10 protein-coding genes are annotated in these 13,108 nt (G+C 44.5%); 7 read left to right on the top strand and 3 right to left on the bottom strand.

All coding sequences use genetic code 11. The annotated features are described in order from the left end of the window. Window positions 1–722 precede the first annotated feature (722 nt). Genes QZ576_RS20270 through QZ576_RS20260 form a run of 3 tightly spaced genes read left to right on the top strand, consistent with a single transcriptional unit; the run spans window position 723 to window position 2,901 of the window. Entirely contained in the window at window positions 723–1,373 is a 651-nt protein-coding gene (locus QZ576_RS20270; protein ID WP_297100722.1) for a TetR family transcriptional regulator C-terminal domain-containing protein, read from the top strand. Continuing rightward, window positions 1,373–2,704 carry an AarF/UbiB family protein gene (locus QZ576_RS20265; RefSeq protein WP_297100718.1) on the top strand — a complete coding sequence of 444 codons (1,332 nt, stop codon included), beginning with the start codon at window positions 1,373–1,375 and terminating at the stop codon, window positions 2,702–2,704. Before QZ576_RS20270 ends, QZ576_RS20265 begins: the two co-directional genes overlap by 1 nt. 26 nt (window positions 2,705–2,730) lie before the next feature. After that, window positions 2,731–2,901: a Lacal_2735 family protein gene (locus QZ576_RS20260; protein ID WP_297100715.1), complete on the top strand. Its 171-nt coding sequence runs from the start codon at window positions 2,731–2,733 to the stop codon at window positions 2,899–2,901. 111 nt (window positions 2,902–3,012) lie between these two features. Here QZ576_RS20260 and QZ576_RS20255 read toward each other — a convergent pair whose 3' ends face one another. The 3 genes from QZ576_RS20255 to QZ576_RS20245 all read right to left on the bottom strand — a co-directional run bounded on the left by QZ576_RS20255 (window position 3,013) and on the right by QZ576_RS20245 (window position 5,588). After that, window positions 3,013–3,222 carry a hypothetical protein gene (locus QZ576_RS20255; protein WP_297100710.1) on the bottom strand — a complete coding sequence of 70 codons (210 nt, stop codon included), beginning with the start codon at window positions 3,220–3,222 and terminating at the stop codon, window positions 3,013–3,015. Between the two features lie 1,056 nt (window positions 3,223–4,278). Then, complete coding sequence (locus tag QZ576_RS20250; protein ID WP_297100708.1) at window positions 4,279–4,953, bottom strand: hypothetical protein; 675 nt, start codon at window positions 4,951–4,953, stop codon at window positions 4,279–4,281. Between the two features lie 425 nt (window positions 4,954–5,378). Further along, complete coding sequence (locus tag QZ576_RS20245; RefSeq protein WP_297100705.1) at window positions 5,379–5,588, bottom strand: hypothetical protein; 210 nt, start codon at window positions 5,586–5,588, stop codon at window positions 5,379–5,381. A 299-nt stretch (window positions 5,589–5,887) separates the two neighbouring features. Here QZ576_RS20245 and QZ576_RS20240 point away from each other — a divergent pair, with 299 nt between their 5' ends. The 4 genes from QZ576_RS20240 (at window position 5,888) to QZ576_RS20225 (ending at window position 12,745) form a co-directional block, all read left to right on the top strand. After that, window positions 5,888–8,065 (top strand): prolyl oligopeptidase family serine peptidase, encoded by a 2,178-nt coding sequence (locus tag QZ576_RS20240; protein WP_297100703.1) that lies wholly within the window; start codon window positions 5,888–5,890, stop codon window positions 8,063–8,065. 479 nt (window positions 8,066–8,544) lie between these two features. Then, a complete protein-coding gene (locus QZ576_RS20235) occupies window positions 8,545–10,731 on the top strand; it encodes a S9 family peptidase (protein ID WP_297100700.1) in 2,187 nt (728 codons plus the stop codon). A 206-nt stretch (window positions 10,732–10,937) separates the two neighbouring features. Beyond that, window positions 10,938–11,402 (top strand): ester cyclase, encoded by a 465-nt coding sequence (locus QZ576_RS20230; RefSeq protein ID WP_297100697.1) that lies wholly within the window; start codon window positions 10,938–10,940, stop codon window positions 11,400–11,402. Between the two features lie 593 nt (window positions 11,403–11,995). After that, window positions 11,996–12,745: a hypothetical protein gene (locus QZ576_RS20225; RefSeq protein WP_297100694.1), complete on the top strand. Its 750-nt coding sequence runs from the start codon at window positions 11,996–11,998 to the stop codon at window positions 12,743–12,745. Window positions 12,746–13,108 lie beyond the last annotated feature (363 nt).

Below are 13,108 nucleotides of genomic sequence, written 5' to 3'. Positions count from 1 at the left end.
CGTCCGCGGCCTCATCCACGTTTACGAGTGCGTCATTACGAGGGATCCGTCAGCCGACGGAGACTGAAGTAATCTCTTCTGTCGCTCGACCACCTCACCAGCTGCGCTGGTCCTCCCGATGCTCGCTTTGCTCAATCGGGACAGGCTCTCCTCCTGTCAGGAGGAGAATTGAAAATCAGCGTAGCTAAATTTGGCCGGTAGTTGAATTGGAAAATGAGAAGTTAATTTATAGCATGAAGTTTCCCCTCCATAAAATCAGATATTCCGCTTTGTTTCCCCCATTTGGGGGAAATGTCAGGGTAAGGCTCGCGCGCTGGCCGACAAAGGGGGTTCAGGAGGGGAGGACCGCGTTTACGGCGGTGGGGTGGTAGGATAACAGATTGCTTCGCTACGCTCGCAATAACAGGAATTACTGTGCTACAGTGCCGCGGACGGGAGTAAATCGTGCCCGTATGAATAAGTCAATCGTCCGCGGCCCTACCTGTCTTTATCATCGAGTCATTGCGAGGAGGCACGACGAAGCAATCTCTTCTATCCCTCGTTTGCACAGCTTGTCCTGAAAAATTCCTGAGAGGGGGAGGTGCGAAACCATCTCATTTTAGCCAGATGAACTTTTTCTTTAAAGGACCATTTTTGCAGGGTGAAGCGATAGTTTTTATCTCTTTTGTTTAAGAATAAGGGTTAATAGTTAAACAAAAAGACAAAAAAGTTGTTTTTTCAGTATGGAAAACAATAAAACAAGAGAGGAAATTCTTTCGGCATACATGAATCAGTTGCTCGAAAAAGGATCGCGCCCGGCAAGTGTATATGCCTTTGCCCGCGATTTGGAAATAGACGAAGCTGAGTTTTATAAGCACTTCGGCTCGTTTGAAGCATTGGAAAAAGCGGTATTTAAAGCTTTCTTCGACCAAAGCATGCAACTGCTTGAACAAAACAAGGAGTACAACCACTTTGATGCAAAGAACAAGTTAATTGCTTTTTACTACACCTTTTTCGAGGTGTTGAAAGCCAACCGCAGCTATGTGTTGCTGGCGCTTAACGACAAAAAAGACAAGCTAAAAGTTTTGGCATCGTTGTCGGAACTAAAAAAGGCTTTTGCTGAATATATCGATGGGCTGGAGATTGAAACGCCTGAGCTGCCACACGAAAAAATTGAAAAAATAAAAACGCGCAGTCTGAGGGAATCGGCGTGGGCGCAGTTGCTGTTTACACTCCGTTTCTGGATAGAAGATACTTCGCCCGAATTTGAAAAAACCGATGTGTTTATCGAGAAATCGGTGAATACGGCTTTTGCCCTGCTCGACGCCACCACGCTGAATTCGGTTTTCGACCTGGGTAAATTTTTGTATCACGAAAAAATTATGAGCAACTGATGAAGACCATCGATCGCATACCGACCTCGAAAATTGAGCGGGCCACCAAAATTGTGCAAACGGGTGCCAAAGTGGGGATGAACTACCTGAAATATTATGGCGATAAGTTGAGCTCGACGGAGGAAACAGCACGCGAAAAACTCAACGAATCAAACGCCACCGATATTTACGACGGCCTGAAAAACCTGAAGGGAAGTGCGCTAAAAGTGGCGCAGATGCTGAGCATGGAAAAGAATATTATGCCCGAGGCGTATATCGAGAAGTTCTCGCTGTCGCAGTTTTCGGTTCCGCCATTGTCCGCTGCCCTGGTGGTAAAAACATTCCGGAAATATTTTGGAAAAACACCTTCCGAACTTTTTGATGAATTCGACCCTAATGCCGTGCATGGCGCCAGTATCGGGCAGGTACACAAAGCACGAAAGGATGGAAAAGAACTGGCGGTAAAAATTCAGTATCCCGGTGTTTCGGAGAGTATCAGCAGCGACCTGGCAATGGTAAAACCCATGGCTATGAAACTGTTTAACATCCGCGGAAAAGGGTCGGACGTCTATTTTAAAGAGGTGGAAGAAAAGCTGCTCGACGAAACGAACTACCTGCTTGAGGTGGAGCAAAGCCTGGAAACCATTAAAGCCTGCAGTCATATTCCGAACCTGCGTTTTCCGAATTATTACCCGCACCTGTCGTCGGAGCGTTTTATTACCATGGACTGGATTGATGGGCAGCACCTCTCGGAGTTTGCTGCAAAGAATACCGATAAAACACTGGCCAATAAACTGGGTCAGGCGCTGTGGGATTTTTATATGTTTCAAATTCATCACCTGCGAAAGTTTCATGCCGATCCGCACCCGGGAAATTTCCTGGTATCGGGAAACAATGAGTTGGTAGCACTCGATTTTGGTTGTATGAAAAGTATTCCCGATTCGTTTTACATCCCTTATTTTGAACTGGCATTGCCCGAAAACCGCAATAATCCGGAGATTTTCACCCGGAAACTGTACGAGTTGGAGATTCTCCGTAAGGATGACAGTAATGAGGAGCTGGCATTTTTTACCGAAATGTTCAGGCGTTTGTTGGGTTTGTTCACCCGTCCTTTTGAATCGGAAACTTTTGATTTCTCGGATGCCGCATTTTTTAAACGCCTGAGTGAACTGGGAACCGAATATTCGAAAAATACGGAGCTGCGGAATATGAACGGAAATCGCGGATCGCGGCATTTTATTTATATGAACCGTACTTTTTTTGGCCTCTACAACCTGATGCATATGCTAAAGGCCGACAAGATTGTAATTGATAACTACCTGCCGGAAAGCCAAACCGGTAAAGTAGCCTGAGTTGAAAACCACGAAAACAATTAAATATGTTTGGATTATTTAAAAAGGACCCGGTAAAGGCCTTACATAAAAAACACGATAAGTTAACGGAAGAAGCTTTTTTATTGTCGCGTACCAACCGGCGTTTGTCCGATCAAAAATATGCCGAAGCCGAAGCCGTTCAGCAGGAAATTGAGGCCTTGAGAACAGCGCAGTAACATTGCTTCACAAACCCGCTGCCACGCGAATCCATTCGCGTGGTTTAAGGGCAATAAATTTATTTTTTTAACGAATGCTTGAGGTGGCGTATGCAAGGCAACAGTTTGCCTTTAATCTTCGTGGCGGCTACTACTAACTGCCCAGGCGGTAATTCCTGCAACGGTAATTAAACTTCCCACAATAACGGCCAAATTAATGTTACGTTGCGTTCTTCTTGCTTTTTTCAGCTGTTTTGCGCCAACTCCTTTTTCAGCAATAAGATCTTCCAGTTCTTTTATTTTCCGTTCTAATTCAGTTTTTATATTCTCGTTAAATTCCATATTACTAGTGTTTTAATGTCCTTATTAGTAAAACGTAGCGAAAATTAAATTGTTTGTTTTTATTCCTGTTGATTTTTGGAATTAATCTTCTGTCGCTCGACCACCTCACCAGCTGCGCTAAATTTAGCCTGTCGTTGTATAAGTTAATCGGTAGCACTAAGTTTCCCCTCCTGCCAGGAGGGGAGGACCGCGTTTACAGCGGTGGGGTGGTAGATTGCTTCTCCCGATTCGTTTTACTCATCGGGATCGCAATGACAGGAATTAGAATAACACATCGCCGCGGACGGGAATGAATTATGCCGGGATGAACAAGTTGGTCGTCCGCGGCCTTTTTAACTTTTGTCTTGATGTCATTACGAGGGATCCGTCAGCCGACGGAGACCGAAGTAATCTTCTCTTCTGTCGCTCGACCACCTCACCAGCTGCGCTAAATTTAGCCTGTCGTTGTATAAGTTAATCGGTAGCACGAAGTTTCCCCTCCTGCCAGGAGGGGAGGACCGCGTTTACAGCGGTGGGGTGGTAGATTGCTTCTCCCGATTTGTTTTACTCATCGGTATCGCAATGACAGGAATTAGAATAACACATCGCCGCGGACGGGAATGAACTATGCCGGGATGAGTAAGCTGGTCGTCCGCGGCCTTTTTACTTTTGTCCGGTCGTCATTACGAGGGATCCGTCAGCCGACGGAGACCGAAGTAATCTTCTCTTCTGTCGCTCGAGCACCTCACCAGCCCTGCTGATTTTCAATTCTCTCTTTGAATATAGAAACAAGCCATAGCACGAAGTTTCCCCTCCTGCCAGGAGGGGAGGACCGCGTTTACAGCGGTGGGGTGATGGATTGCTTCTCCCGATTCGTTTTACTCATCGGTATCGCAATGACAGTGATTACTGTACTACATCGCCGCGGACGGGAATGAACTATGCCGGGATGAACCAGTTGGTCGTCCGCGGCCTTTTTACTTTTGTCTGGTCGTCATTACGAGGGATCCGTCAGCCGACGGAGACCGAAGTAATCTTTTTTGCAACGTGGGGAGAAGAGAAATACGTTACGGCTAATTAATTCGCTTCTTCGTGTTCTTCAAACAGGGCTACTGTACATTCATACTCCGGATTGGTAATTTCATTTTTGGTAAGCCATTTTTCTGAAATCGTTAAGGAATAAACAGCATCTCCTTTGTGCTGTAAATCCCACACAATTCCTTCTGCTTCGGGAAAAGCTTTGTGTCCCTCAATCTGATCGCTCAGCAGGCGGTTAATCAAATTGTTTTCCGAAAGTCCGTAACTCAGCGCTTTCAGTGCGGTTTCTTTTGTCATCTCCTCCGCGTTGTTGTCGCCCTTTATTTCTGCTTCTACAAGGTTTACCGTTCCCTGCGGAAACTTTCCGTTGTAGGCACTGTAAAGCAGTTGGTTAATGTTGAAAAAATCGTGGTGAAGATCGATTTCGGAATAATTTTCAAAGACTTTTGTCCGCAGCATCTCGTGCGAAAGATTATCGATTTGTCCGTCGGCTAATCGGTCCGAGCATTTGTAATCGAGAAGAATGGCGGCTGCCTCATTGGGTTCAAAATCGGAAATGGCCAGAAAAAGATATTCTTTCAATTCCGCCGGTTTTAACTGCGCTGCATCGGGGTACTCAAATCGTGCCAGTAACTGTTTATAGTCTTCGTTACTCCAGGCATCTTCCAGTTCGTTAGTTGTTTTAACATCATTGATCTTTACTAAATAGTTCATACAAAAAACTTTTGGTTTCTATTAATTCCAACTGTCAGAATGGATAATTGTTTGATTTTTTTTGGAACGCCGGTAACGTGACCCGTGTGTTTTGGGGCTTCGTTTGGTTTAGCGCTTGTCCAATACCACCTCACCAGCTGCGCTGATTTTCAATTCTCTCTTTGAATATACAAACAAACCTATAGCACGGATATTTCCCCTCCTGGCAGGAGGGGAGGACCGCGTTTACAGCGGTGGGGTGGTAGATTGCTTCTCTTCGCTCGCAATGACAAGTTTCATAATGAATACCGCCGCGGACGAGCGTGTTTTATGCCGAGACGAATAGGTCTATCGTCCGCGGCTTTTTAGAGTTTATCAAGACGTCATTACGAGGAGGAACGACGAAGTAATCTTAATTTCTGTTCCTGTCATGCAGTAGTTAGTTATCACAACTTCCCCCACAAACGCCCCGCTTTACGAAACAGCTTTTTGGTGGCGTCTTCCAGTTTTTTGTCTGCTTTGCGGTAGGCTTCGCTCTGATGGATCTTTTCGGCCGCTTCGTCTATTTTGGCTTCTGTCTTTTCAATCCAGTTCTGGTCTTTCTGCTCTTCGGAAGTGTTTTCCTGTTCTGTTGGCTTGTTATTCTCTTCTTCCATGATTTGTTACTTTCAGTGTTTCCTTCAAATGTAAGGAATTAAAGTTGGCTAAGCTACCCCTCGTTTGCAACGAGGGGTTAGGAGTTTTGTCGATTGTATCGACAAAATCAGCTGGTGGTAAATAGGAACTACAAACTTTTAAGAGGTCGTTAAAAACGACAGGATATGTACCCCTTCCCGAAAAATACGGGACAAGCTGTTGCAAACGAGGGGCAGGTGGAGCTTGATTTTAGCTAATTATAACCTTTTATCTGTTAATTGCGTAGGCTATGCACTGTTAAACCAAAAAATAACAACCTATGAAATTACTTGCTTTTCTACTCATCGCAGTCGCGATGATTTGTGTTCAATGCACAACAAAACAATCTGTTGAAAAACCGCCGCTGGCTCCTGAAAAGCCGGTTGTGGATACTTACTTCGGGACCGAACTTACGGACGACTACCGATACTTTGAAGACTCGGAGGATACAATTGCCCAGACCTGGTATAAAGTGCAGAGCGAATATGCGAAAGAAGTGCTCGGAAGCATAAGTGGCAGGCAGACCTTATTGGATAAAATGTATGAATTCGATGGTCGAAGAGCCAATATGATCTATAGTCTTAGCATTACGGATAACGACAAGTATTTCTATTTAAAATCGACACCGGACGACGAGACCGGGAAATTATACTACCGCGATGGATTTGAAGGCGAAGAACGTTTGCTCTTTGATCCGGAATCTTTTGAAGATGATCCCAATACGAAATACGTTATCAATTCAATTATGCCTACCGAAGATGCAAAATATGTAGCTGTAAGCATAACTCCTAACGGGAAGGAGTTAGCTACCTCGTTTATCATCGACATGGAAACTGATGAGATCCTTCCCGACCGAATTGAAAAAATGCTGGGAATTACATCGTGGCTTCCCGACCTCAACAGCTTTTTATATGTTCAGGCTGGTTCCGACAATGTTCAGGACATGGCTTATTATTCGAAAGCAAAAACACTTACTCATGTATTAAATACCGATGCATCTGCCGACAAAGTCTTTTTCTCGAAAGAAAAGTACCCGGAGCTTAATTTGGGAGAGATGGATATTGCTGTTGCGGCCTATGACAGAGATTGTAAAAAAATCTTCAGTTTAGCAGCGAATGTCGACAACAGGCTTAGGGTCTTTTATGCTCCTGTGAGCGAATTAAATGCTCCAAAAGTTGCCTGGAAAACCTTGTTTGAAAGGGAAGACGAAATCTATGACTGGTACACCAACAGCACACATATGTATTTATACACACCTAAAGATGCCCCGAATTTTAAATTATTAAAGATACCCGTAAACGACCCTGATCTTAGTAAGGCTGAAATTTTTGTAGCTGAAGATCCTTCACAAAAGCTCTCCGGATATACGCTTACTAAAGATGGTGTTTATTATACCATGAAAAAGAATGGCGTAGAGGAAAAAGCCTTTTTTAAATCGTTCGGCGACAACTCGATAAAAGAATTGAATTTACCTTTTGCAGCAGGAACTGTTCGATTAAGCAGTAAAGGAGTTCAGTTTAGCGATGCCTGGTTATCTTTATCAGGTTGGACAAGAAACAATAAAAGGTACCGATACGATTTGGCAAATGATGCCTATACGTTTGAGATGCTCTCCGATATGCCGGAATTTCCGGAATATGAAGATCTTGTAGTGGAAGAGTTGATGGTTAAATCGCACGATGGGGTAGAGGTGCCGCTGTCGGTTATTTATAAAGAAGGCCTTCAGCAAGACGGCAAAAACCGGTTGCTTTTATTCGGCTACGGCGCGTATGGAATGTCAATGGATCCGGGATTTAGTCCCAATGTATTGCAATGGTGCCTTGAAGATGGCATCTATGCCGTTGCACACATACGGGGAGGAGGTGAGCTCGGAGACCAATGGTATAAAGGTGGACACAAAACAACGAAGCCCAACACCTGGAAAGATTTTATTGCCTGTGCCGAATATATGATAGATAACAAGTATACCTCAGCCGAAAAGATAGCTATATACGGAGGTAGTGCAGGAGGAATTCTGATCGGACGTTCGATGACCGAACGACCCGATCTGTTTGCTGCTGTCATTCCGGCCGTTGGTGTTATGAATACTGTTCGTGCAGAAAACAGTCCGAATGGTCCGGGAAATATTCCTGAATTTGGAACGGTAAAGGATTCTGTTGAGTTCTTTGCTTTGCTTGAAATGGATTCGTATCACCATCTGAAAGAAGGAGTGGTATATCCGCCTACACTCTTAACTGCAGGCATGAACGATCCGCGGGTTATTGTCTGGAATCCCGGGAAATTTGCAGCTCGCCTACAGGCTATTAACCAGGCTAATAACCCGGTGATTTTTAGAGTTGATTATGAAGCCGGTCATGGTATCGATAATACCAAGAGCCGTAATTTTGAGGAACTTGCAGATATTTTAAGCTTTGCACTTTGGAATACCGGTTCTGAAAGGTATAAACCCGAAAAATAATAGGGAATTTTTTTATTACACATTGTGACTAGTGAGGGGTAGGGTAGATTGATTCTCTTCTACCCCTCTTTAAAATTGAGGAGCAAGGGATTGCGTCGCTAAGCTCGCAATGACACAATAACATAAAAAGTTCCGCTGCGGACGGCATTAAATCATGCTGAGGTGAATAAGTCAATCGTCCGCGGCCTATTCAACGTCCTCCAAAGCGTCATTGCTGAGGAAATGCAACGAACGAAGCAATCTCTTCAACAATATGATTTTTGTCCACCTTTTCCCTTAATTAGTTAATTCCCCCAAAGCTTTTTGTCCCGCGAGCACCTGCTTAATGTTATTTTATTTTAGATTTGGTTTCAATTTGTAATTCAAATTCAAAGGTATCTAGTCAATTTGTTTGAAATAGTTCAGGAAAGGTTGTTTGTCAGAAGACGATTTTGCTGAATAGTTCTTTGTCAGGTATCTCGTTTTAAACTAAAATATTTATGTACAAAAGAATTTTTCCAATCCTAACCCTCTTGTTGTTTGTATCTGGCTGGTCTGCCGGTCAGGAAGTTTATACCGCAGCCGATTACGATCGTGCCGCTGCTACCATGGGCACAAACCTGACGCGTTTTGTCGATAATAATATCCGTCCGCAGTGGTTGCCCGATGGCCGCTTATGGTACTCGTGTATGTCGGAAGACAAAGCGGAATACAAACTTTTCGATCCGGAAAGTAAGGAGATGAAAACCGCGTCGTCGCGACAAGAGTTGCTTGGTGAGGAAGGAAACGCACCGATGGGAAGATGGCGTTTTTACAGCAAGGAGGTCACTTCTCCCGACGGGAAATACAAGGCTTTTATCCGCGACTGGAACCTGTGGATTCGCGAAGTGGAGACCGGTGAGGAAACAGCGCTGACAACCGACGGGGTGGAAAATTTTGGCTATGCAACCGATAATGCCGGATGGAAAAAGAGTGATCGTCCCATTCTCAGCTGGTCGCCCGATTCGAAGAAGATTGCCACCTTTCAGCAGGATCAGCGTCATGTAAGCGACATGTACCTGGTGAAGACAAAAGTAGGCGCACCCGAATTGTCGGCATGGAAATACCCGATTCCCGGCGATGAGGATATCATCCGCATTTACCGGGTGATAATCGATATCACAAAAGACGATGGACTGGTACGCCTAAAAATGGCCGGCGATGCACGCCGTGGTTCGCAGTGCGACGACATCTCGTGCGAAGGTGGTTTCGACGATGTAAGCTGGAGCGACGATAGCAAAAAGCTGGTGTTTGTTTCAACTTCACGCGACCACAAAGAAGAGTATGTGCGCATTGCCGATTGCGAGACCGGAGAGGTGCAGGACATTTTTGATGAGATAGTAGACACGCAATATGAATCGGGACAGGGAACCATTAACTGGAGATATTTTTCGGCTACCAACGAGATCATCTGGTATTCGGAGCGCAGTGACTGGGGGCACCTCTACCTTTACGATGCTACCAGCGGCGAATTGAAAAATCCGATCACTTCGGGTGATTTTGTAGTACGTCAGGTACTTCGTTATGATGAGGAAAACCGACAGATTTATTTTATTGCCGGCGGAAAAGAAGCTGGAGTAAATCCGTATTTCCGCTACCTCTACCGTGTTGACTTCAGCGGCAAGAACCTTGAATTGCTAACTCCTGAAGTTGGCGATCATTCGGTAAGCTTTTCGCCCGATGGAAAATATTTTACCGACACCTATTCGCAACCCGATGTTCCGGGTGTTACCGTGGTACGAAATGCAAAGGGCAAATTGATCACTACCCTTGAAAAAACCGATGTGTCGCGTTTGGAAGCTACCGGATGGAAAGCGCCGGAAGTATTTTCGGTGAAATCGGCCAACAAAAAATGGGATTTGTATGGATTGATGTTCACGCCATCGAACATGGATAAGACAAAGCAATACCCGGTTATAGTATACATTTATCCCGGACCGCAGGGAGGAAGCGTGGGATCGTGGAGTTTCAGTGCTTCACGCAGAGATAACCAGGCGCTTGCCGAATTGGGTTTTGTGGTGGTGCTGCTGGAAGGAAGTGGTAATCCAAACCGCTCAAAATCTTTCCACGATGCTTCATACGGAAATATGGCCGAGAACACACTTCCCGATCAGATCTCAGGTCTGGAACAACTGTCGGAACGATATGGATTTCTCGATTTGGACAAGGTTGGTATTTGGGGACACTCAGGCGGTGGTTTTGCTACAGCTTCTGCCATGTTTAAATATCCGGATTTCTTTAAAGTGGGGATTTCCGAATCGGGTAACCACGATAACCGCAATTACGAAGATGACTGGGGAGAGCGTTATAACGGATTGGAAACTTTCGATGAAAATGGCGTTTCGAATTACGAGAATCAGGCCAACCAGGTGTATGCCAAAAACCTGAAAGGGAAGTTCATGATTATTCACGGCGGAATGGATGACAACGTACCTCCTTACAATACCTACCTGGTAGTAGACGCGTTGATAAAGGCAAACAAAGATTTCGATATGATCATTCTACCCAATACCCGTCACGGTTATGGAGTCGACAGTTACTACATTATGCGACGTCGCTGGGATTATTTTATCACCAACCTGATGAATGCTGTTCCTCCAAAGGAATACGAGATTAAAATTTCGCCGGATCCACGCGCACGGCGTTAATTCATACATTTAGGTAGAATTTACCTAATAGCACGGAAATTTCCCCTACTGCCAGGAGGGGAGGACCGCGTTTACAGCGGTGGGGTGGTAGGATAACAGATTGCTTCTCCCGACTTTTCGGGAACAAAGCAATCTCAAGCCCTTTTCCTCAAAAACTTTTTGGTTCATTAACCGTATAATCCGGCGTAACCAAAAATTATAATGCCATGTTAGAATCCGAAGAATTTAGACATTTACAAGAACAAGAGCGTAGAAACAAAAAGCTTATTGAGCACGTGTATGATGAATTGTGGAACAAGCGTAATATTGCTGTGCTTGATGAGTGTCTGGCACCTGATGTTGTGTATAGTTCACCAAATATGACCTGTACCGGAATTGAAGAGTATAAAAATCTGTATAAGATGTATGCCGCGGCTTTTGAACAATCGCATGTGGAAATTCTGGATACAGTTGTTAGTCATGATAAGATATTTACCCGTGTTTTATTTACTTGTGTGCATACCGGCGATTTGGAAGGGATTCCTGCAAGCGGAAAAGAAGTTAAAATGCAGGCTTATACTGTTTGCCGGCTGGAGCATGGAAAAATCGTTGAAGAAAACGAGCTGTTTGATGAGCTGGGTATGATGCAGCAAATAGGTATGGAGCTGCATATGAAAGAAACAGTGGATTAGTACCTGCATCCCATCAATAAAGCAACGAACAGAGGCCGGGGCTGTATCTACACTGATGATACAGCCCCGGCTTTTTACGTTTGTTCTTTAGCACGAAAATTTCCCCTCCATAAAATCAGATATTCCGCTTTGTTTCCTGAAATCGAATCTTCCGCTCTTTCTCTCCTTCAGGAGAGATGTCCAGCGTAAGGCATTCGGGAAGGACGGACAGAGAGGTCACAGGGGGAAATGTCAGGGTAAGGCTCGCGCGCTGGCCGACAAAGAGGGATCAGGAGGGTGGTATCCGTCAGCCGACGGATGGGGTAGTAAAATAACAGATTGCTTCACAGCTGCTGCTTCCCCGAAGTCTCCGGGCTTCGCGTGATTTAACCAGAAGAAACTGTTTAACAACCTACCCCATTGTTTGTAACGATGGCTTAAATTTTAGGGTCCTAATAATTATCAAAATGATAAAACGTTTTCGATTTGATAATCCCGATGAAATAGGAGAACGTTTTAATCTGCTGGTTAAGTGTGTCTTGGATTTTATGGCACAATTGGCACTGTGCTTGTGTAAGCCTGGAAACACATAATCAATCATAAATATGGAAACAATGAAAAAACAGATTGCACTACTTTTCATCATTACCTTTTTTGGCTTCGGTTTATGGTCGTGCCAGGATACCGATTTTGATAACACCGGCGATTCAAAACTCAGTGTTCAGATTGAAGCTTTAGACAAAAGTTTCTCTTTACCCGTTGATGGCTCCGGGTTAAAATCCGTTTCGGCCGACTCGATGTATATGGAATGGGACTCGGTTCATTTAATGATCTCGTACATTAAGTTCGAAGCCGAATTAAAAAGCCAGGTAACACACCGCGATTCGATTGAAATTGAGTACAAATGGAGCGGGCCACAGTTTGCCGATTTGTTAAATCCTGATCTCACATTCGGAAATTTTGTGTTGCAACCCGGCTTTTACGACGAGATTGAAATTGAGGTAAAAGGCGAAGAGGACGATGCACACGATATGCCTGTGTTTTATATGGCCGGAACGTTTTACGGCAGCACTGCAACATTGCCAGTAGAAGTAAAAATCGACGACGACGTAATGTTTAAAACCGAGAAAGACAGTGTTGACGTTGGCGAGGAGAGTATCGATATTACCAGCTACATCCAGTTGAGCCTTAGTGAATTGATGGAGGATATCGATCCGAATGATTTGAACAATGCTACACTTACCGATGGCGTAATTGTAATATCAAGGCACAGCAACCGCGAGATTTACTACACCATCCGGAAGAACCTTGGTAAAAAGCAGTACTCGTACCACGAGCACAAACACTGGGGTAAACATGATTAGATGATTGATGATCCATAGCAAATAATTCTTTACAACAGAATGGATTAGAAAGAGGCGTACATTGTATGTCTCTTTTTTGTTTTAAGTACGCAAATAGTTGCCAGGGAAATTACCACCTCAACCTTTTACTCCTGCGTCGCAAAAGCCCACTCCTCCTGCAAGGAGGAGAATTGAAAATCAGCGTAGCTAAATTTGGCCTGTAAATGAATTGGAACTAAAAAGTAAATTGCTAGCAAGAAGTTTCCCCTCCTGCCAGGAGGGGGGAACCGCGTTTACAGCGGTGGGGTGGTATAGATTGCTTCGCTACACTCGCAATGACATTGGCTATAGGATAGGATTGGCCGCGGACCATGATAAAGTCCA

The sequence above is a fragment of the uncultured Draconibacterium sp. genome (assembly GCF_913060805.1).
Taxonomy (GTDB): Bacteria; Bacteroidota; Bacteroidia; order Bacteroidales; family Prolixibacteraceae; genus Draconibacterium.
This window is presented reverse-complemented; position numbering and strand designations above follow the sequence as displayed.

Excerpts from the sequence above, each read along its gene's own strand:
- QZ576_RS20270 (WP_297100722.1), top strand. The coding sequence starts at position 723 with ATGGAAAACAATAAAACAAGAGAGGAAATTCTTTCGGCATACATGAAT.
- QZ576_RS20265 (WP_297100718.1), top strand. The coding sequence starts at position 1,373 with ATGAAGACCATCGATCGCATACCGACCTCGAAAATTGAGCGGGCCACC.
- QZ576_RS20260 (WP_297100715.1), top strand. The coding sequence starts at position 2,731 with ATGTTTGGATTATTTAAAAAGGACCCGGTAAAGGCCTTACATAAAAAA.
- QZ576_RS20255 (WP_297100710.1), bottom strand. The coding sequence starts at position 3,222 with ATGGAATTTAACGAGAATATAAAAACTGAATTAGAACGGAAAATAAAA.
- QZ576_RS20250 (WP_297100708.1), bottom strand. The coding sequence starts at position 4,953 with ATGAACTATTTAGTAAAGATCAATGATGTTAAAACAACTAACGAACTG.
- QZ576_RS20245 (WP_297100705.1), bottom strand. The coding sequence starts at position 5,588 with ATGGAAGAAGAGAATAACAAGCCAACAGAACAGGAAAACACTTCCGAA.
- QZ576_RS20240 (WP_297100703.1), top strand. The coding sequence starts at position 5,888 with ATGAAATTACTTGCTTTTCTACTCATCGCAGTCGCGATGATTTGTGTT.
- QZ576_RS20235 (WP_297100700.1), top strand. The coding sequence starts at position 8,545 with ATGTACAAAAGAATTTTTCCAATCCTAACCCTCTTGTTGTTTGTATCT.
- QZ576_RS20230 (WP_297100697.1), top strand. The coding sequence starts at position 10,938 with ATGTTAGAATCCGAAGAATTTAGACATTTACAAGAACAAGAGCGTAGA.
- QZ576_RS20225 (WP_297100694.1), top strand. The coding sequence starts at position 11,996 with ATGAAAAAACAGATTGCACTACTTTTCATCATTACCTTTTTTGGCTTC.